The following is a 21125-nucleotide window of genomic DNA, read 5'->3' on the forward strand; positions in this document are numbered from 1 at the left end:
ATGGAAATCACAATTGATTTTTTAGAAGAGAATTACTCTCAAATAAAAGAAGAAAGTCTTTTTGGTAGATGGATAACCATTCAGGATATACTTCCTATTATAAAAAAATTAACAAATCAGTTTAAGGTTGAAGAAATAGGAAGATCTGAAGAAGATAGACCTATTTATAAAATAAGCATTGGTTCTGGTGAAAAGAGAATTTTAACTTGGAGCCAAATGCATGGTAATGAAAGTACGGGTACCAAAGCATTGTTCGACTTTTTAAATTGTATTATCATCTTTAAAAATTCAGAATTTGTTAAAACAATTTTAGCTAATTGTACGCTAGAATTTATACCAATGCTAAACCCAGATGGAGCAGAAGCTTATACTAGAGTAAATGCAAATACTATTGATTTAAATAGAGATGCAGTAGCTTTAAAAGCTAAAGAGAGTAAGGTTTTAAGAAATGTTCTAAATAAGTTTAATCCTCATTTTTGTTTTAATTTACACGATCAACGTACCATATTTGGTGTAGAAGGAACCAAAAATCCAGCGTCAATATCATTCTTAGCACCTTCGGAAGAAGAAACAAGAAAAATAACGGATGGTAGAATTGCTACTATGAATATTATTGTAGCAATGAATAATTTATTGCAGCAAGTAATTCCTAATCATATAGGAAGATATACTGATGAGTTTTATCCGACAGCAACAGGAGATAATTTTCAAAAGTTAGGGCATAATACTATTTTAATAGAAGCAGGTCATTTTCCTGAGGATTACGATAGAGAAGAGGTAAGAAAGTTCAATTTTTATGCTTTGTTAAAGGGAATTCTACATATTTCTGAAGAGAAAAGTTTTAAAGAATACCAAGAATATTTCGCTATACCAAACAATATCAAGAACTTCTATGATGTAATTCATCGTAGTGAAAATAACCAAAAAGATATTGCTTTTCAGTATGAGGAAAAAGTAGAAAGTGGTAAATTTGCACTGTTTTTAAAGAAAGAAAACGAAGGCAATCTTTCAGAATATTTAGCTCATAAAGAATTTAATAAAAGAGAATAAATCTTAAATTTTTCTCAATAGATTGCTTAAAAAAATAAAAAAATATCATACATTAGCATTATTACTTGAAGAAAACAAAAAATGAAGAAGTTTGTACTAGATGAGATTGATCATCAAATTTTAGACATTTTAATTGAAAATGCTCGAACACCTTTTACAGACATTGCTAAGAAATTATTAGTGTCGGCAGGAACAATTCATGTTCGTGTAAAGAAAATGGAGGATGAAGGAATTATTCAAGGATCTACATTAACATTAAACTATGAAAAGATGGGATATTCTTTTATAGCACATGTTGGTATTTTTCTTGAAAAAACATCTATGACACAGCATGTTTTAGATAATTTACGTTTAATTCCTAATGTTACTGTTGCTTATGTAACTGCTGGTAAATACAATATTTTCTGTAAAGTAAGGGCAAAGAACACAAATCATGCGAAAGAAGTTATTTATGCTATTGACGAAATTCATGGTGTAAGTAGAACGGAAACAATGATTTCTCTTGAAGAAAGCATTAACGATAAAAAGCGTATGATGCACGCTATTTTTAAAGAAATTTAAAAAATTATCATAATAAAAAATCCGAAGTTAAAACTTCGGATTTTTTATTTATAAAAGTTTTATTCTTTTAGAATCTATATGTTAAACCAACGATTATTTGGTTAACTCTTGTATCAAAAGTAACAGGGTTATTACCATCTAAGAATTTAGCTTCTGTATTAGAGAAAGCTCTTTCCCAACGTAAGTCTAAACCTATTTTTCCTAGCTCAATTCCTCCACCAAATTGAATTCCCATAGAGAATCCATCTGAATCTATTTCTTTTAAATCAGAAAGACTGAAGTCAGATCCAAGAACATATTGAAAAGATGGACCTGCATAAATATGAGCAATTCCTAAGAATTTTTTACCAAATAAAACAGGAATATCAATTTTCTTAAAATCGTAACTTGTAGTTTTAGAAGTAGTAGTTCCTTTAGGTAAATAAGTAACCTCATTACTTAATTGAGTATAAACTAATTCTGGTCTAATATATAATCCTAAGAAAGGAATTTTACCTCTTAACCAAATACCAGCGTGAAATCCAGTTTTACTTTTTGCGCCAGATAATACATCATCTTTTACAGCTGTAAAAGAATCTGAATTGTAGTTAATACCTCCTTTAATACCAAAGTGTAATTGCGCTTGTGATAATTGAGTTGCTCCTAAAAACAAACACAATACTAAAATAAGTTTTTTCATGATTTTTTATTTTATAATTATAAACGTATAAAGTTGGTTAATCGTTTATGTTATAATTACTTTCTAGAAATTACTTTTTCTACAGCTTTAATAATAGCTTTATCGTTTAATCCGTATTTTTCCATTAATTGCGCAGGAGTTGCAGACTCACCAAAACTATCGTTAACAGCAACGAATTCTTGTGGAGTAGGGGAGTTAGTAGCTAAACAACGAGCTACGCTTTCTCCTAAACCTCCATATTTATTATGCTCTTCAGCAGTAACTACACATCCTGTTTTTGCAACAGATTTTAAGATAGCTTCCTCATCTAAAGGTTTAATTGTGTGAATATTGATCACCTCTGCAGAAATTCCTTTTTCTTCTAATTGTTCAGCAGCTTGTAAAGCCTCCCAGACTAAATGACCAGTTGCAACGATAGTTACATCGTTTCCTTCAGTTAATTGTACTGCTTTACCAATTTCAAATTTTTCATCAGTTGGCATAAATACAGGTACTTTTGGTCTACCAAAACGTAAATATACTGGTCCTTCATGCTCTGCAATTGCAATTGTAGCTGCTTTAGTTTGGTTATAATCACAGGTATTAATAACAGTCATACCTGGTAACATTTTCATTAAACCAATGTCTTCTAAAATTTGGTGTGTAGCACCATCTTCACCTAAAGTTAAACCAGCATGAGAAGCACAAATTTTTACATTTTTGTCTGAATAAGCAATTGATTGACGGATTTGATCGTAAACTCTACCCGTAGAAAAGTTTGCAAATGTACCTGTGAAAGGAATTTTTCCTCCAATAGTCATACCTGCTGCAATTCCCATCATATTAGCTTCAGCAATACCTACTTGAAAAAAGCGCTCTGGATGATTGTTTTTAAAATCTCCCATTTTTAAAGATCCAGTTAAATCTGCACATAATGCTACTACATCAGGATTTGTTTTTCCTAATTCAGTTAATCCATCTCCAAAACCAGAACGAGTGTCTTTTTTTTCGGTATACGTATATTTTTTCATTGGTATTAGTTTCTGTTAATTTTAAATGTTGTGTTGTGTTTTAAATCGGTTCAAAAATAAGAATATTAAATTTAGATTAAACCTATAATTGCATCAATTCTTCGTATAATTTATGAGTTGGTAATCCCATAACTGTAAAATAACTTCCTTCTATTTTTTGAATACCTATTTTACCAATCCATTCTTGAATTCCATAAGCACCAGCTTTATCGTAAGGTTGATAGTTTTCAATATAATAATTGATTTCATCATCAGTTAATTCCTTGAAATAAACTTTGGTTATATCACTAACTATTTTTTGAAAATTTTTACTTTTTATAGAAATAGAAGTAATTACATCATGACTTTTATTAGATAAGTTTTTTAGGGTTGTAAAAGCTTCATTATAGGTTTTAGGTTTTCCCAAAGCTTTACCATCTAGCCAAACAATAGTATCTGAAGTAATTAGTAAATCTTTTTCGGTTAACTCTTCATCAAAAGGTTTCGATTTTAAATCGGCTAAATATTCAGTTATTTCTTTTCCTTTTAAATTTTCTGGATATACTTCTTCAACTTCTTTTAGTCTGATTTCAAAATCTAAGTTTAAATCTTTAAAAAAAGCTTGTCTTCTTGGTGATCCTGAAGCTAAAATTATGTTGTACTCTGCTAATTTTTTAGATAACATATTTAAAGTAAATTGCTATAATTGGTATACTTACAACTGCTAATATATATACCAAATTACTAACTTTCATAAATTTTTGATATTCTATTGATGTATTAACTCCCATCAATCTTTTTATAAACCATAACTGTGGCACTGTACCAAAAAGAAAAATGACTCCTAATATAAATTTATCTTTAACAACTAATAACGCAAATGCAACTGTTGCAAATAGAATAAATATAGAAACTGTTAATATGATATTCTTAGCTCTTTTTCGACCTAAAACAATAGGGAGTGTTTTATGCTTTTTTATATAATCATTGTTAATATTAATAATGTCAATTAATATTTCTCGAAGAATGTTTCCTAAAAAAGAATAGGTTACATAGAATATTGTTATTAATTGTAAGTAAAAAAAAGTATTGGCTTGAGCTGCATTAAGTTCTATTGGATAATCGAACCACCAAACAATTAAAACACATAGAACTTTTAAAACACCTTCCATAATGTTATTAAAGAATGTCTTTTTTCTAACTAATTTGAAATATAAAATAGCTCCGAATAAAGAAATAAACTGAATAATGCTATAGTAAGGTTTACCAATAAAAACAGATAAATAAATACCTAGTGCAACACCCGTAACCCCAAATATTACAGAGAGTGCTAAAGCATCTTTAGAAGAAAAAACTAAATGTTTATTTGATTTGTATCTTAAGTAATAGCCAGCTAAATATCCTGAAGCTAAAATGGTAATTGTTGATAATGATAAAACACCTAAATCGACAAATGTAAGTTTGGTTTCAAAACCATAACCGTATAAAAAGCAATACTTAAATAAAAATTGAACAACAACAATATGAACTAGTTTTTTCCATTTGATAATAGATAAAAAACTATCGAACATTAGTTAAAGGCTTTTTTAATTCTAGCTAAGTCACGTTTGTTATCACGATCTTTCATTGTTTGTCGTTTATCGTGTGTCTTTTTACCTTTTCCTAAGGCAATTTCTAATTTGGCCCAACCATTTTCATTAATAAATAAACGTAGCGGAACTATAGTATTTCCTTTAGCTTCAACCTCTCTTTCTAACTTTTTTAATTCTCTTTTGTTAAGTAGTAATCTTCGTTCACTTTTTGGATTATGATTGTAATGATTCCCAAATGCATATTCTTCTATATACATATTAATAACAAAAAGTTCACCTCTATCATTAAACTCACAAAAACTTTCTGTAATTCTAGCTTTGCTCTGTCGAATAGATTTTATTTCAGTTCCTGTTAATTGAATTCCAGCCGTATATTTATCGAGTATTTCGTACTCAAACCGAGCTTTCTTATTTTGGATATTAATATTCTTTTGCATTGAAAGGGAGGATTTACAATAATATTAACAAATATAAAATTTTAGATTAGGAATAAGAATGTAATTTTGATAAAAATTAATCGACCAAGTCCAACAAAAATTATGCGATACTTAGTAATTTTTCTTATTGTTTTAACTTCATGTAAACCAGAGTTTACAGCTCAAGAAGTTGTAGATAAAGCTATTGAATCTTCAAAATTGAATGATTTAAAAAAATCTACTATATCATTTACTTTTAGAGATAAAAATTATAAAGCTGATAGAAATAATGGCGAGTATGCTTTAACAAGATTTTTTAATGTTGATTCTATTATCATAAAAGATGAATTATCAAATAAAGGTTTTAAAAGAACGGTTAATGATAGTATAGTTTCATTATCAGAAAAGTATATAAAAGGATATGGTAACTCAGTAAATTCTGTACACTATTTTTCTATTTTACCATTAGGATTAAATGATAATGCAGTATATAAAAAGATGTTAGAACCAGTTACGATTAAAGGAAAAGAATATTATAAAATTCAGGTAACTTTTTCTGAAGAAGGAGGAGGAGATGATTTTGATGATGTTTTTATTTACTGGTTTGCTAAAGAGGGGTTTAAGTTAGATTATTTAGCGTATAAATACCATACCAATGGAGGAGGCGTTCGTTTTAGAGATGTTAAAAAAGAACAATTCAAAAATGGAATTCGCTTTGTTGATTATAATAATTACAAGCCATTAGAAAAGGATATAGATTTTTATACAATAGATAAACTGTACGAAGACGGTAAACTTAAAAAAGTATCTGAAATTGTATTAGAGAATATTCAAGTGAGTATAAATTAATCAATTTTTAAAAGCGTACTATTTTTAACTCCGTTTGTGATTGTTGTAATGTAAAGGTTTGCATTATTGTCATCACTAATTTGTTCATACTTATTATCATCTAAAATCTTGTTCACAAATTGTGGAGTAGAATTACTATGACCAACTACTAAAACTGTTTTTCCTTTTGTTTTCTTCTGAAAATCAGTATCAAACATTTCTTTAGGATTATAAAAAATGATATCTAAATTTTTAGTAGTTGCGGTAGGTGTTGCTGTTTGAATTGTTCGATTATAATTGGTTGAGTAGACGAAATCAAAATCAATATTTTTAAAAGTTTTAGCCCAATTTGTAGCTCTTTGTTTTCCTTTTTCAGTTAAATTAGGATTTTTATTATTCTTGTCAGTTCTATCTTTTTCAGCATGACGAATTAAATAATATGTAGTTACTTCAGGTTCTTTGTTCGTACAAGAATTTAAAATAAATATGAGTAGAAAGAATTTTAAATATTTCATTTTTTAGTCATTAAAATAGCGAGCTTGTTTAATATACAAGTCTCGATTGTTACCATCGATTTTGAATTCAACATCTAAACCAAAATTAAGAAAGGATTTGCCAGTTCGATATATTTTTTTGTAAAAATACTTTTTAATAATACTTAATTGTTTAGATAGATTTAAAATTTCATCATTGGTAAGTATTAGTTTATTGTTACTTAAGCTAGAATACGCTATAATTTCTATGGCTTTTTTATCATTATAAAGTTCAATATCAGCACCTTCATAACATAATAATTGTTCACTTATAATATCTTTTTTCGGATTAACAACCGGTTCTTCACCTAATTGAATATTAATAACATTTCCATAAAAATCTTTTCTATATAAATTTTTGGTAATGGCTACTCCATTAGCTATTTCATTAGGAAAAGAACGATGTGCTAAAATTCCCATAGCCACAGTTTTTTGATTAATATTGAAAAGATCTCGTTCTAAAAACGCTTGTTTTTTCCACAAACTAGCCCAAACCTTTTTAATAGCTTTTGCAAACGTTTTTTTAGGATTGTTTAGGATTCCTGTTTTTGAAGTATATAAACCAGCTCCACTAAAACCCTTAATGTCTTCAGCATTTGTAGAACTTCTAAATCGAATTCTTTTGTAACCACAATTTTTAGTTACATAATTATTGATTCTTTCAATTAATGAATTATCAATTGAAGCTTTTTTAATTCGTTTTTGAATCTTTTTTAAGTTGATGAATAACGAACTATCGTTTTGGGTAATGCTATAGTTTTTGATTGTTTTCTCAATTAAGTCATCAATTTTATGCTTTTTGATGTGTTGTAAATAAAAATGAAAAGGAATTGCAAAAGAACATTCAGGAACCTTAAAGTTATTTTTTATAGAAAGTTTATATAATTCACCAAAATTAGCAGCTTTTCCACCAACTATATCGATCATTTTATGATGTAGGAATTTACCAGGAATAAGTGTATCAATATTTTTATTTATAGCTAAATCCTTTAATTTCTTTTTCCTTTTTCGGGTCTTTCGGTCGAATTTCTTTTTTGAAATTGGTTTGATAAAAAAAGTATCTAACTTCACTTGAAAAGAAACATATTGATTGTTTAAATCCTTAAGGTAAGAGTTTGTATAGGCTTTTTTATAGGTAGCAACAGGAATTTTCCGATTAATCCCTAAAACTGAAATATGACTTAATGGAGTTTGCATTCTAGTAGTTAAAACTCCATTAACTATAGGAAGTGTTAGAACAGGTTTATTTACTATAACAATATCAGTATTTTCGATTGAAATATTATCTAAACTATCTATATTGATAAAACGTAATTTTCCGTAGGCTTTATTTAATGATATAGGTTGATAAACTTGGTTTCCATAAATTTCATCGGCAGTGATGTACGGAATTGGTAACTTACTTTTTTCTAACACCAATCTTGAAGTGTTTAAAAAGAACTTAAAATTTTTGAAATAAGTAGAACTTTTCACTTTATCATATAAAAAAACAATGTCTTTTATACTCATATTATCAGCAGGAGATAACTCAAGAGTATACATATTTATGTTTTCGTAATGATTGATATTGGCTAATAAAAAGCGTTTGTTTTTATGCTTTTCTTGATAGTTGTATTTGTTGAAGTTATCAATAGAAATATCTAATTCTAAATAATTTATTACAAATTCATAATGGTATTTATAAGTCTTACTATTAGTGTAATAGAGCTTTTTGTTTTTTAGATCGTATAGTATTTTTAAAGATTTAACAAATCCGTATTTGTTTGATAATGGTTTGTATGATAGTTTATTAAAATCAGCAATAGAGGAGAGCTTACTTTTGTAATTCTGAGAATAACTCTGAAAACAAAAGTAAATACAAAACAATATACTGATAATAGCTCTCATTAATTATGAAGTTAAGTAATACACTAATATTTCAGCTGAATCGTTAAAGAAATCTATTCTTTTAATAGTTACTTTTTGAATATCTATATCTAATTTTTGAGAAATATGATTCTTTAATTCAATTTCATTTTTGAGATTTAAATCTTCAATATTAGTAATTGTTATTAATGTAGATTCTAGTTTTTTATAAGTAAATATGGCCTCTAGTCCCCAAATTAAACCAATAATAACAAGATTAGATATTATTAGTTCTTTATAATACGACGAATCTGTTAATGAGTTAATGATAGATAATCCTATTATAGAGAATAAATAGGTCATATCTTTTATTTGAATAGTAGATGTTCTGTAACGAATAATTCCAAAAATGGCAAATAAACCTAATGCGAAACCAAGCTGTAGTTCTATACTTTTTAACAAATAACAAAGTAAAAACACTATTTGACCAATGATAAAATAGGTGAAAACATAATCGCTGTTTTTGGTTGATTTATAATAAATAAATCGAATAATTATAACAGATATAATGATGTTAAATAGTAGTTTGAGTAAAAATTCATTCATTTTTAATGATATTTCTACTAAAATAAGAAAACCCAAACAAATTAATGTTTGGGTTATAGCTTAATTATTTTGAAAAAAATGTATTGTTAGTTTATTGATTGCATGGTTACTAACTTAAAGTATTCACCTTTTTTATCTAATAATTCTTGATGTTTTCCTTGTTCTACTATTTGTCCTTTTCTAAGAACAACAATATTATCAGCTTTTTGAATGGTAGATAACCTATGAGCAATTACTAAAGAAGTTCTATTCTCCATCATTTTATCTAAAGCTGTTTGAACTAATTGTTCTGACTCTGTATCTAGGGCAGAAGTAGCTTCATCTAAAATCATTATTGGAGGATTTTTAAGAACCGCTCTCGCAATACTTAAACGTTGTTTTTGACCACCTGATAACATATTACCACTATCACCAATATTAGTATTGTATTGCTCTGGTAAATCTTTTATAAACTCATGAGCATTCGCAATGTTAGATGCTTCGGTAACTTTTTCTAAGTCAGTGTTTTTAGTACCCAGAGAAATATTATTGTATACAGTATCGTTAAATAAAATAGAGTCTTGAGTAACAATTCCCATGAGTTGACGTAAATCGTGCTTAGAGATATCTTTTATATTAACTCCATCAATTAAAATTTCTCCTTTATTTACATCATAAAAACGAGTAAGTAAATTTGCTAATGTAGATTTACCACTACCAGATTGACCAACTAAAGCAACAGATTCTCCTTTAGGTATTTTTAATGAGAAATCTTTTAAAACATATTCGTCTTTATATTTAAACCATATGTTTTTAAATTCTACTTGTTTGTTAAAACCTTCTTTAATAGTAGCATTTTTTTTATTCTTTATAGGATTTTCTGCTTCTAAAATTTCTAGAATTCTTTGAGCAGAAGCATTTCCTTTTTGAATTCCATAAAAAGCAGCTGAAATAGCTTTTGCAGGATTCAATATTAGATAGAACAAACCAATGTAACCGAAAAATTCTTGAGGCTGCATAGAGCTATTATTACCTAAAACTAATTTACCTCCGAACCATAAAATTATAACAATAGTAACAGTTCCTAAAAACTCACTTGTAGGAGAAGCCAAACGTTTTCTTTGAATTACCCCATTCATAAGTGTGTAAAAATTATATGTAGACTTTTCAAATTTACTTTGAGCTTTATCTTCTGCAGTAAAACCTTTAATAATTTTTAATCCACCAATGGTTTCTTCCAAAATAGAGAGTGTATTACCCATTTCCTTTTGAGCTTTTAAAGCTGAATGTTTTAGCTTTTTACTAATTGCAGAGATAATATAACCTGAAATAGGTAATAAAATAAAAACAAACAGGGTAAGCTTAACACTAATAGCTAACATAGAAATTAGGGTTAAAACTATTGTTAAAGGCTCTCTAACTAAAGCTTCAAAAGAATTTAAAAAAGAAACTTCAACTTCTTGAACATCAGAAGTAGTTCTTGCAATTAAATCTCCTTTTTTTTGATCTGAAAAATAACCTAACGGAAGTTCTAAAAACTTAGCATAAATTTCATTCCTTATATCTTTAACACATCCATTTTGTAAAAAAGAAAGAACATACGAAGCCAAGTATCTAAAGATGTTTTTACCTAAGAATAAAATTAAGGTTAATCCGCATATATAAAGTAATGCTTGCTCTACACCACCTGCATCTATTAATTGAGATAATTTATAGTTAAGGTTTCCAGATACATATTTGTATATCTTACCTATACCTTCATATTTCGTAGGAGACATGACCTTTTCTTCTTTACCAAATAATATACCTAATAATGGAATAAAAGCTAAAACTGATAAAACATTAAAAATAGCATACAATACATTAAAAAGTATATTAAGAGCCATATACTTTTTATAAGGTAAAACAAAACGAATTATTTTTCTAAAAGGAGACATCTATAAATTTAATTCTTTAATTATTCGTTGAATTTTAGCATCTAACTCTGCTTCAATTTCTTTAGCCTTTTCTGTTGAAGTTAATTTAGATTTTACACTAAAATAAAATTTAATTTTAGGTTCTGTTCCACTTGGTCTAGCAGCTATTTTGGTTCCGTTTTCGGTATGATAAATTAATACGTTTGATTTTGGAACATCAATAGTTGATTCTTCTCCTGTAATTAAATTCTTTTTGGTTGAAGTTTGATAGTCGTATAAAAACTCAACATCTTCTCCATCAATTGTTTTTAATGGATTGTTACGTAAATCAACCATCATTTGCTTGATTTGTGCAGCACCGTCCATTCCTTTTTTAACTAAAGAAATTAAATGTTCTTTGTAAAAATGATGACGTGTATATAAATTTAATAGTTCATTATAAAAAGAACTATTTTTACTCTTAGCATCGGCAGCAATTTCACAAGCCAATAGAGCAGAGGTAACAGCATCTTTATCGCGAACAAAATCACCAACCATATAACCAAAACTTTCTTCTCCACCACCAATGAAATCTAATTCAGGATGATCTTTAATCATTTTAGCAATCCATTTAAAACCAGTTAATCCTACTTTAGTTTCAACTCCGTAAGAATCTGCAATTTCATTAACAAGATGAGTAGAAACAATAGTAGAGCCAATAAATTGATTCCCATTTAGTTTATCTTGTTTTTTCCAATCGTTTATTAAGAAATTGGTCATCATACTCATGGTTTGATTTCCGTTTAATAACTTCATATTTCCATCAATGTCACGAACAGCAATTCCTATTCTATCAGAATCTGGATCGGTTCCAAGAACAATATCTGAATCAATTTTATTAGCTAAATCTATAGCCATTTGTAATGCTTCTGGCTCTTCTGGGTTTGGAGACTTTACGGTTGGAAAATCTCCATCAGGAGTTGCTTGTTCTTCAACAATATGAATTTGAGTATATCCAGCACGTTTTAAAACTTCAGGAATTAATTTGATAGAAGTTCCGTGTAAAGAAGTGAATACAATTTTTAAATCTTCACGTCCTTTAATGTTAAAAGTTCCATTTTGTAATGATGCTTTCCAAAAGGCTTCATCAATTTCACTTCCAATAGTAGAAATTAAACTTTCATTAGCATCAAAATTAATTTGAGAATATTCTAATGAATTAACTTCTTCTATAATTTCTTTATCTTGAGGAGGAACAATTTGTCCACCATCTGTCCAATATACTTTGTACCCGTTATATTCTGGTGGATTGTGAGATGCGGTTAATACAATTCCTGCATCACAGTTTAAATAATTTACAGCGAATGATAACTCTGGAGTTGGGCGTAAATCTTCAAAAAGAAATACTTTAATATTATTTGCGGAAAGTACATTTGCAACTACCTGAGCTAACCATTTGCTATCATGACGACAGTCGTAGCCAATTGCTACTTTTACTTCTTTATTCGGATAAGATTTATTTAAGTAATTACTTAAACCTTGGGTTGCTTTACCTAATGTATATTTATTTATTCTATTAGTACCAGCTCCTACGATACCTCGCATACCACCTGTACCAAATTCTAAGTTCTTGTAAAATCTATCAGCTAAATCTTCAGATTGAGTGTCAATTAATTGTTGAATTTCTGTTTGTGTTTCAGTATCAAAAGTATCTGAAAGCCACAATTTAGCGTTGTTTAAAATATCGTTCATTTACTAAAATTAAAAGCGTGTAAAGTTACAATTTAAAAGTTTAATTGTTTTTTTATCTTATAGTGTTTTTGTTGCGGAGTACTTTTAATGATAAGCTCACCTATAAAACCAGCAAGAAATAATAGAGTACCGATAACCATTGACGTTAAGGCTATATAAAACCACGGATTACTTGTAACTAATATTGTTTTTAAACCTTGAGAAAGTCTATACAGTTTCATAGCGCCAATGTAAAAGGCAGAAAAGAAACCAAAAAAGAACATTAGTGTGCCCCAAAGGCCAAAAAAGTGCATGGGTCTTTTACCAAATTTTGATAAGAATGAAATAGTAATTAAATCTAAAAAACCATTGATAAAACGATCTATGCCAAATTTAGTAACTCCATATTTACGAGCTTGATGTTGTACGATTTTTTCTCCAATGTTATGAAAACCTTCGTTTTTTGCTAAAACAGGAATGTAACGGTGCATTTCACCACTTACTTTTACGGTTTTTATAACTTCATTTTTATAAGCCTTTAAACCACAATTAAAATCATGTAAGCTTAAACCTGAAGTTTTTCTCGCTGCCCAATTGAATAGTTTTGATGGAATATTTTTGGTAATAACATTATCATAGCGTTTTTTCTTCCATCCAGAAACTAAGTCGTAATTTTCTTTTATAATTAAGTTATAAAGTTCTGGAATTTCATCTGGACTGTCTTGTAAATCAGCATCCATAGTAATTACAACATCACCTTTTGCTAAATTAAAACCAGCGTCTAATGCTTGAGATTTTCCATAGTTACGCTGAAAACGTATTCCTTTTACTTGAGAATGTTCTTGTGATAATTTTTCAATTATTTCCCATGAAGTATCAGTACTTCCATCATCAATAAAAACTACTTCGTATAAAAACTGATTGGACTGCATAACCTTTGCAATCCAATCATATAATTCTTGTAAACTTTCTTCTTCATTAAGAAGTGGTATTACTACCGATATATTCATAAAATTTATGTCTGAAATATTAAGAATGTAAAATTACAAATACTTTAGGAGAAAATGTAATTTTATTATTCTTAAACAATTCTTAATATTGATCTTCTTCTGTTTTCTTCATAACAGCGCCTGCAATTGCAGAAATAATAAATCCATAAATTGCAAAACCAATTAAAGCAAAAGCAGAAGAAATAATAGGACCTTGGAATTTTTGAGCCATTTCCATACTTGCTTCTACTTGATCTTCATCCATACCAGAATCAATATATTGTTGTTTTACATATTCCATTTTTTGTTGAGCGAAATCTGGCTCAATAAAGTTTTCAAAAACTTGTTGGTAACAAATAGCAATTAAAGTACTAATTAGCATAATACCAACACCAGTTTTAACTGCTTGTCCCCAAGACATAAAACCATTGTTGTCTGATTTAAATTTTTTAATACCCAAAACAATTAATGCAATAGGAAGTACAAATCCAAGGGTTCCAAAAACCCAACCAGGATTAAAACTTTTATCCATTGCATAAATAACCATATTGAGCATTATTGATAAAACTCCTAAGATTATACCATAGTTTAAAATAATACTTTTACTGTTAGCTTGATTTTCCATTGTGTAATTTTTAGTTAGTTGAACAAATATATAGTTTTATAGTGAAGCTATATTTTTTAGAAAATAAAAATCAAAAAAATATAACAACAATCAATTAGTATTCAAAAACTTAGAAATGTTACAGTTTTTTTTGATTTTTTTTCCTTGTTTATTAGAAAAAAAAGATCGTATCTTTGCAGCGGCAAGTTCTACACAACCAGCTCCCTTTGAATCCCCCAGGGCGGGAACGCAGCAAGGGTATTAGGTCGTAGCGGTGTGATGTAGGTAGCTTGCCATTTTTTGTGTCCGCTATTTTCTTATTCATTTTCTCTTTTAGAGCTTCTCGGATGAAATCTTTCTACAGTATTTATTAATTGTGTTTTATTTTGGTGAGCATAAATTTCAGTAGTAGTAATGCTTTCATGCCCTAATAATTGTTGAATAACTCTTAAATCTGCTCCTTTAGAGAGTAAATAAGTAGCAAAAGAATGACGTAATGTGTGTGGACCTACCTTTTTTTGAATATTAGCTTTTACCGCTAAGTCTTTTAAAATAAGAAATATCATTTGTCGTGTTAACCTTTTTCCTCTTCTATTCAGAAATAAAATATCTTCATCTTCTTTTTTAGGAACTATTTTAGATCTGAAATGAAAGACATAAGAATTTATTAAATGCATAGTAGTATGATGTATAGGAACAAATCGATATTTATTCCCTTTCCCTAGAATTTTTATATATCCATCCTCAAAAAATAGATCTGATAATTGTAGATTGATTAACTCACTTACGCGTAAACCACAACTGTACAAGGTTTCTATAATAGTTTTGTTACGTTCTCCTTGCGGATGGCTTAAATCTATTTCAGCAATAATTTTATTAACTTCTTCTTTTTCTAAAGTATTAGGGAAGTGTTTTCCAACTTTTGGGCTCTCGATTAAATTGGTAGGGTTATCTTCTCTATAATCTTCAAAAACTAGGTAATTGAAAAAGCTTTTTAACCCAGAAATTAGTCGAGCTTGACTTCTAGCACTAATTTTTTTACTTTCTTCATAAATAAATTGCTGAATATTTTCTGACTTTATGTTTATTGGAGAAACTAATAAGTTATGATTTTTTAAAAAATTTGATAGTTTAAGAACATCTCTTTTATAGCTGTTGATTGAATTTTGAGATAAGTTTCTTTCTATTTTTAGGTAGTCGGTATAGTCTTTTATTGCTTGTTTCCAGTTCAAATGAAAAGTGTGTTAAATTTAATTAATTGAAAATTAAAAACTTAAAATTAGTGAAGTAAAATTTATAATTTATTAACGTTTTAAATGGTAATTATAAGCTACATTCGCGCCTCAAAATTAAATTAAAATTATGAAAAAATTATTAATGATTGCTATGATGGCATTTGGTGTTGCCGTTAACGCACAAGAGGGAGAGTTAAACGTAGGAGGTACAATTGGTTTACCTGTAGGTGATTCTAGTAATGCAAATGTTACAGGAGCTATTGAAGCTAACTATTTATTTAAAGTTTCTGAAGACTTTAAAGTTGGTCCAGCTGTATCTTATTTACATTTTCAACAGGATGGTGCAGATGCTGCATTTTTACCATTAGCTGCTGCTACTCGTTATCAATTAGATGATAAGTTCATTTTAGGAGCTGATTTAGGTTACGGTATTGGAGTTAGACCATCAGGAGCAACAAGTGGTTTCTATTACAGACCAATGGTTGGATACCAATTAACTAATAAAATTACTCTTCATGCAGATTATACAGGAGTAGCTTTAGATGGTGTTAATGCTTCAACTATTGGAATTGGAGGAACTTATTCTTTTTCTTTATAAGATATTTAAAGACTAAATACTTAAAAAACATGTTAATCAGATTAGCATGTTTTTTTTTGTAAAAAAAATACTGTAAGTTTGGTGAAAATTAAACTAAAATTAAAAATTATGAAAAAACTATTATTAGTTATTGCTATGGTTGCATTCGGATTTACAGCTAAAGCACAAGATGGAGAGTTTAACTTAGGAGCTAACATAGGTTTTCCTTCTGGGGCTATTTCTAATGCAACTTCTTTTGCTTTTGGAATTGAAGCTAACTATTTATTTGAAGTTTCTGATAACTTTAAGTTAGGACCATCTGTATCTTATCAACACTTTTTAGGTAAATCTGTAGCAGGAGTTTCTTTACCATCTGCATCTATTATTCCTATTGCAGCTGCTGGTCGTTTTGGAGTTTCAGACGAATTCACTTTAGGAGCAGATTTAGGTTACGCTGTAGGAGCTAGTAATGTATCTGGAGGAGCTTTTTATTTTAGACCAATGGTTGGGTATGATATTAGCGAAAAGATAATGTTACAAGCTTTTTATTCAGGAGCTGATACAATCAATATGTTTGGTGTAGGGGCAATGTTCTCTCTATAATCATAAGAAACAAAATATTTTAAATGCATGCTTATAAGCATGCATTTTTTATTTAAAGTTTTGAAAATTCTTTTATTTTTGGCATTTCAAAAATTAAAATATTTAAGAAAATTATGAAAAGATTATTATTAATTGCTATGATGGCTGTTGGATTAACTGTTACAGCTCAAGAAACTAATTTTGGTGTTATTGGAGGTTTTAATATGACTTCAATATCTACAACTGATTCTTCAGCAGGAATACCTTTAACTTTATCTGTAAACGGAAGTGGTTTTTTTGCAGGTTTTTTCGTAGATTTTGAAGTTTCAGATAAATTTTCAATTCAACCAGAACTGACTTATTCTGCAGGATTTAAGAATGGAGATTCTGTTAATTCAATAACAATGCCGATATTAGCTAAGTTTTACGTTTCAGATAAATTTTCACTACAAGCAGGACCTATGTTAGATTTAGTTGTAGATGAAACGCCTCAAGAAGCTAATAATTTTGGTTTAGGATTAGCTGGAGGAATAGGTTATGACGTAGATGAAAATGTTTTAATTGTTTTTAGATATTCTCTAGGTTTAACAAATAGAGTAAATCTAAATAATATTTCACAAAAAGTTGATTATCTTCAAATTGGTGTAGGTTATAAATTCTAATCAAGATAAAATTATATGTAAAAGGAAGCAAATTTGCTTCCTTTTTTTGTTTATAAAAGTATTCCCGTTATTTTTAGCCAATGAAAAAAATTATCATAATAAATGGCCCTAACTTAAATTTGTTAGGAAAAAGAGAACCAACAATTTATGGTTCTAGCTCTTTTGAAGATTTTTACAAAGCATTAAAAGAAAAATATTCAGAGGTAGAATTAGATTATTTTCAATCGAATATAGAGGGTGAACTAATAAATAAACTTCACGAAGTTGGTTTTGATTTTGATGGAATTGTTTTAAATGCAGCTGCTTATACACATACTTCAGTCGGAATAGGAGATGCAGTAAAAGGATTAGAAACTCCTGTTGTAGAAGTGCATATTTCAAATGTACATTCTAGAGAGGAATTTAGACATGTAAGTTTTATTGCACCCAATACTAAAGGAGTTATTACAGGTTTTGGCTTACAAAGCTACGAGTTGGCAATTCAAAGTTTCTTGTAAAGAAAACTATAACGGATTAGTAGTAGTATAAAAAATGGTAATAATACCAAGGGAAATAACTGAATTTTTAGTGCCCAAATAACTGGAATTAAAATAAGTAAAACACCTAAAATTATTACATAATATTTAATCCAGTTTTTAAGCTTACTCTTTAATAGTAAGAAGGCAATAACTAAATTCGGAGCAAATGCCCATAAAAAATTATAATTATTTGGTGCCGTAGAATGGTTGGTAAAGAACGAAAGAAATACTATTACAACTCCAAATAAACCAGTAGAAAAGAATAATATAAAATCTAACCATTTAGTACGAGTATTATTTATATAATCTTTATAGGTTATAAATAATCCGATTAGGCTTAATAAAAGAAACACTAAAAAAGGAGATACAACATCACTTTTTGCTTCTTTCTCATTAAATTCTAGTAATGTTCTTGATTGTTTTACCAAAGGTTTTTTTTCAGAATTACTGTTAATTTTTGAAACTTCTAGTGCTTTGTATAAATAATCAGGCAAGTATAAATATTCGTTTGGAGTAGCAATTTTATCTAATTTACTTCCTAAGGCAATGTTTATACCTAAACTTCCCCAAGTATTTGGGTTAATCTCTTTGTTCATTAATTGACGTAAAGATTGAGGTTGAGAAACAAACTCATCAGAAAAAACTAAATTATCACCTAAAATTTGCTGAATAATATTTCTTGGTCTAGTTGCACAATTATCAAAAAAAGGATCATATAAATATGAAGCATTTTCTGGTTTAGCATTATCAACTAAAAAGTAGAAGAATTTATTTTTTTGTTCTTGAGTAAGGTTTAAAACTTGTTCTTTCACCCATCTTTTGTCTTTTTGAGCACTTTTTAAAGCTAAATAAAAAGGATAACCAGCCAATTTATAATTCATGTATCCTTTAGTAAAATTTAGAATAAAATTAGGATCGTCGAAATCAAAAATTCCAAAGTTGTAAAGAATATCTAAATTTAAAACGGGATCTTTAACTCTAATAGCTGTATGCCCAAACTTTTCGTAAATAGCATCTCCTGGACCAGAAGTTATAATACTAACTTTTGAATATATAGAAAGTTTAACTGTAGCTTGAGAAAAAATAGTACTTGTTAAAACAAAGAATAGAAGTGAGGTTATGTATTTTTTTAGCATATTATCTAAAGAAGCTATAATCGAATTTTATTGAAAAAATGTTGGAATATAAGGCGTTTCCAACGCTACCTATATTGGTTAAGGCATAATCTATTTGAATACCTTTATATTTAAAACCTACACCAAAGTTTGGTTGAACAGAAATAGATTTACTTCCATCAAATTCGGTAATATTTTGAAAATTTCCAACTCCAGCACGTAAAAATACCATTCTTTCATAGTCTAGCTGAAATCCTAATGCAGGATCTATGCTCAAAAAACTAGATGAAATAATATCATTAGTTTGAGCAAAACGCATATTCAAATCAAATTCTGTTAAAAGATTAAAAGAACGAGAAATTTCAAATGATTTTGCAACACCAAGTTGAGCTTTTGGTTTGGTTATTTCATTAGTTTCTGGTAATTCTTGGTTTTGACCAGAAATTGCATTTTTAATTTTATCAAATTCGGCTTTGTTAATACTCCAAACATTAAATGTTGTAGTAATATCTCTAACCATTAATCCGAATTTCCAATTATTTCTTTCAAATTGAATTCCGGCATCGAAACCAAATCCCCAAGAAGTTGCAAAATCCCCAATTACACGTCGTACAATTTTAGCATTTACTCCTAATTGAAATCCGTCTAAAAGCATTTTTCGCGCATAAGAAACATTAAAAGCATAATCGGCAGCAGAGAAAAGGCTAATACGATTGTAATCGATATTTCCTTGACTATCGATAAGTTCTGTTGTATTCAGGATATCATCAACTCCAAACCTTATAATAGAAAGTGCTAATGCACTTCTGTCATCAACAGGCATTGCAAAAGCAGCATAATTGTAATTTGCGATTCCTGCAAAATAAGTAGCGTGCATTAAAGCACCTTGGTAATCTTCAATATTTACCAACCCTGCAGGATTCCAGTAAATGGCATTTACGTCGTTGCTAGTTGCAACGACTGATTTACTCATACCTAAAGCTGCTGCATCGACTCCAATATTTAAAAATTCGTTTGAGTAATTTCTAAATTGTGCTACCATTACCGATGTAATGAAGAAAAATAAAAGTAGTAACCTTGTTTTCAATCTTAAAATTTGTGTGTTTACAAATATCTGAATTCCCAATAAAATAACTATGTTTTTTCGGTTATATTGTTGTTGGGATAATGTTTAATTTTTCATTAATGAATTGACAAATTTTATTTTCTAACCATCTATTTTCTTCATTACTAAAGGTTTCCATAAAACCAACATGCCCTCCATATTTTGGGGTCATTAAGTGGAAATTGTTTAGAGAATTTGCTTCCTCAATAGGATAACATTCTGGTGATAAAAAACTGTCATCTAAAGAGTTAATAAGTAAAGTGTTGTGCTTTATTTTAGGAATGTAAGGTTTAGCACTAGCTTTTTTCCAATAATCTTCTGAACTTTTAAAACCAAATACAGGAATTGTATACTGCTTTTCTAAATGGCGAAATTTTGTAGCTTTAAATAACAACTCTTTATCAAGTTTAAAATCAGGGAATTTATGGGCTTTTTCTAAAAGTTTTAAACGCATGGTTTTTAAAAACTCATCCATATAAACTTTGTTTTTTAGTTTAGTAAGTTCTGCTTGTGATGTTGTTAAATCTACAGGAACAGAAACTGCAATTCCTCCTTTAATTTTTGCTGGTATATCATCATATTCTCCTAAGTATTTTAAGGTTAAATTGCCTCCTAAACTAAAGCCTATCATTACAATAGAGTCATAATGATAGTTTTCAGAAAGATGTTTTATGACAAAGTCTACATCATCAGTTTTTCCGCTATGATAGGTTTCTAGTAGTAAGTTATCCTCTCCGCTACAACCTCTTAAATTCATGCATACAGTATCAATACCAATACTATTTAGTTTATTAGAAGTTGTTATCATATAATTAGATTGAGAGCTTCCTTCTAATCCATGAATTAAAATAGCTAAAGAATTAGAATTTACGGTTGAAAAATCTAAATCAATAAAATCATGATCCCAAGTAGTAAGTCTTTTTCTCTGATAAGCTATAGTATCTTTCATAAAAAGAGGTCTATAAACAGTATTAAAGTGCGCACTTTTAAAAGGAAAACTTGGTTTAAAATCTGATTGAATTACAGGCATTTAT

The 21125-nt window shown here is 28.6% G+C and carries 23 protein-coding genes and 1 other RNA gene; 8 read left to right on the top strand and 16 right to left on the bottom strand.

Annotated features, from left to right (window positions below; translation table 11 throughout):
- Together WH52_RS00690 and WH52_RS00695 are read left to right on the top strand one after the other, a co-directional pair.
- Complete coding sequence (locus tag WH52_RS00690) at window positions 1-1050, top strand: M14 family zinc carboxypeptidase (protein ID WP_086028999.1); 1050 nt, start codon at window positions 1-3, stop codon at window positions 1048-1050.
- An 81-nt stretch (window positions 1051-1131) separates the two neighbouring features.
- A complete protein-coding gene (locus WH52_RS00695; protein ID WP_086029000.1) occupies window positions 1132-1611 on the top strand; it encodes an Lrp/AsnC family transcriptional regulator in 480 nt (159 codons plus the stop codon).
- A 67-nt stretch (window positions 1612-1678) separates the two neighbouring features.
- Here WH52_RS00695 and WH52_RS00700 read toward each other — a convergent pair whose 3' ends face one another.
- From WH52_RS00700 to smpB, 5 genes are all read right to left on the bottom strand, one after another.
- Window positions 1679-2290 (bottom strand): outer membrane beta-barrel protein, encoded by a 612-nt coding sequence (locus tag WH52_RS00700; RefSeq protein ID WP_086029001.1) that lies wholly within the window; start codon window positions 2288-2290, stop codon window positions 1679-1681.
- Window positions 2291-2346: 56 nt separating this feature from the next.
- Window positions 2347-3300: a transketolase family protein gene (locus WH52_RS00705; RefSeq protein ID WP_086029002.1), complete on the bottom strand. Its 954-nt coding sequence runs from the start codon at window positions 3298-3300 to the stop codon at window positions 2347-2349.
- Between the two features lie 82 nt (window positions 3301-3382).
- A complete protein-coding gene (locus tag WH52_RS00710) occupies window positions 3383-3964 on the bottom strand; it encodes a Maf family nucleotide pyrophosphatase (protein ID WP_086029003.1) in 582 nt (193 codons plus the stop codon).
- A complete protein-coding gene (locus WH52_RS00715; RefSeq protein WP_086029004.1) occupies window positions 3954-4850 on the bottom strand; it encodes a UbiA family prenyltransferase in 897 nt (298 codons plus the stop codon). Before WH52_RS00715 ends, WH52_RS00710 begins: the two co-directional genes overlap by 11 nt.
- The gene (gene smpB, locus WH52_RS00720; RefSeq protein WP_086029005.1) at window positions 4850-5308 is read right to left on the bottom strand and encodes an SsrA-binding protein SmpB; all 459 of its coding nucleotides are present in this window, start codon (window positions 5306-5308) and stop codon (window positions 4850-4852) included. Before smpB ends, WH52_RS00715 begins: the two co-directional genes overlap by 1 nt.
- Before the next feature lie 102 nt (window positions 5309-5410).
- Here smpB and WH52_RS00725 point away from each other — a divergent pair, with 102 nt between their 5' ends.
- Entirely contained in the window at window positions 5411-6136 is a 726-nt protein-coding gene (locus tag WH52_RS00725; protein WP_086029006.1) for a DUF6503 family protein, read from the top strand.
- Here the strand turns inward: WH52_RS00725 and WH52_RS00730 are convergent.
- The 7 genes from WH52_RS00730 to WH52_RS00760 form a co-directional block, all read right to left on the bottom strand.
- Window positions 6133-6630 (bottom strand): histidine phosphatase family protein, encoded by a 498-nt coding sequence (locus tag WH52_RS00730; RefSeq protein ID WP_086029007.1) that lies wholly within the window; start codon window positions 6628-6630, stop codon window positions 6133-6135. The genes WH52_RS00725 and WH52_RS00730 overlap by 4 nt on opposite strands.
- 3 nt (window positions 6631-6633) lie before the next feature.
- Complete coding sequence (locus tag WH52_RS00735; RefSeq protein WP_086029008.1) at window positions 6634-8535, bottom strand: PEP/pyruvate-binding domain-containing protein; 1902 nt, start codon at window positions 8533-8535, stop codon at window positions 6634-6636.
- Between the two features lie 3 nt (window positions 8536-8538).
- The gene (locus WH52_RS00740) at window positions 8539-9099 is read right to left on the bottom strand and encodes a DUF4956 domain-containing protein (protein ID WP_143592000.1); all 561 of its coding nucleotides are present in this window, start codon (window positions 9097-9099) and stop codon (window positions 8539-8541) included.
- An 86-nt stretch (window positions 9100-9185) separates the two neighbouring features.
- Entirely contained in the window at window positions 9186-11015 is a 1830-nt protein-coding gene (locus WH52_RS00745; protein ID WP_086029010.1) for an ABC transporter ATP-binding protein, read from the bottom strand.
- On the bottom strand, window positions 11016-12725 hold the full coding sequence (locus tag WH52_RS00750) for a phospho-sugar mutase (protein ID WP_086029011.1): 1710 nt from the start codon (window positions 12723-12725) through the stop codon (window positions 11016-11018).
- A 32-nt stretch (window positions 12726-12757) separates the two neighbouring features.
- A complete protein-coding gene (locus WH52_RS00755) occupies window positions 12758-13714 on the bottom strand; it encodes a glycosyltransferase family 2 protein (RefSeq protein WP_086029012.1) in 957 nt (318 codons plus the stop codon).
- An 82-nt stretch (window positions 13715-13796) separates the two neighbouring features.
- The gene (locus WH52_RS00760) at window positions 13797-14318 is read right to left on the bottom strand and encodes a DUF4199 domain-containing protein (protein ID WP_086029013.1); all 522 of its coding nucleotides are present in this window, start codon (window positions 14316-14318) and stop codon (window positions 13797-13799) included.
- Between the two features lie 179 nt (window positions 14319-14497).
- Here WH52_RS00760 and ffs point away from each other — a divergent pair.
- An RNA gene (gene ffs, locus WH52_RS00765) (signal recognition particle sRNA small type) lies at window positions 14498-14596 on the top strand.
- Window positions 14597-14614: 18 nt separating this feature from the next.
- Here ffs and xerA read toward each other — a convergent pair.
- Window positions 14615-15529: a site-specific tyrosine recombinase/integron integrase gene (gene xerA, locus WH52_RS00770; RefSeq protein WP_086029014.1), complete on the bottom strand. Its 915-nt coding sequence runs from the start codon at window positions 15527-15529 to the stop codon at window positions 14615-14617.
- Between the two features lie 130 nt (window positions 15530-15659).
- Here xerA and WH52_RS00775 point away from each other — a divergent pair, with 130 nt between their 5' ends.
- The 4 genes from WH52_RS00775 to aroQ all read left to right on the top strand — a co-directional run bounded on the left by WH52_RS00775 (window position 15660) and on the right by aroQ (window position 17850).
- Window positions 15660-16130 carry an outer membrane beta-barrel protein gene (locus tag WH52_RS00775; RefSeq protein WP_086029015.1) on the top strand — a complete coding sequence of 157 codons (471 nt, stop codon included), beginning with the start codon at window positions 15660-15662 and terminating at the stop codon, window positions 16128-16130.
- Between the two features lie 108 nt (window positions 16131-16238).
- Entirely contained in the window at window positions 16239-16712 is a 474-nt protein-coding gene (locus tag WH52_RS00780; protein ID WP_143592001.1) for an outer membrane beta-barrel protein, read from the top strand.
- A gap of 113 nt (window positions 16713-16825) precedes the next feature.
- Complete coding sequence (locus tag WH52_RS00785) at window positions 16826-17353, top strand: porin family protein (RefSeq protein ID WP_086029017.1); 528 nt, start codon at window positions 16826-16828, stop codon at window positions 17351-17353.
- Window positions 17354-17433: 80 nt separating this feature from the next.
- Window positions 17434-17850: a type II 3-dehydroquinate dehydratase gene (gene aroQ, locus WH52_RS00790; protein WP_086029018.1), complete on the top strand. Its 417-nt coding sequence runs from the start codon at window positions 17434-17436 to the stop codon at window positions 17848-17850.
- Here aroQ and WH52_RS00795 read toward each other — a convergent pair.
- The 3 genes from WH52_RS00795 to WH52_RS00805 form a co-directional block, all read right to left on the bottom strand.
- On the bottom strand, window positions 17835-19007 hold the full coding sequence (locus WH52_RS00795) for a lipoprotein N-acyltransferase Lnb domain-containing protein (protein ID WP_086029019.1): 1173 nt from the start codon (window positions 19005-19007) through the stop codon (window positions 17835-17837). The genes aroQ and WH52_RS00795 overlap by 16 nt on opposite strands.
- 1 nt (window position 19008) lies before the next feature.
- The gene (locus WH52_RS00800) at window positions 19009-20073 is read right to left on the bottom strand and encodes a putative type IX sorting system protein PorV2 (RefSeq protein WP_449451372.1); all 1065 of its coding nucleotides are present in this window, start codon (window positions 20071-20073) and stop codon (window positions 19009-19011) included.
- 61 nt (window positions 20074-20134) lie between these two features.
- Complete coding sequence (locus WH52_RS00805) at window positions 20135-21121, bottom strand: YheT family hydrolase (protein ID WP_086029020.1); 987 nt, start codon at window positions 21119-21121, stop codon at window positions 20135-20137.
- Between the last annotated feature and the right edge of the window lie 4 nt (window positions 21122-21125).

The organism is Tenacibaculum holothuriorum (genome assembly GCF_002120225.1).
Classification (GTDB): Bacteria; Bacteroidota; Bacteroidia; order Flavobacteriales; family Flavobacteriaceae; genus Polaribacter; species Polaribacter holothuriorum.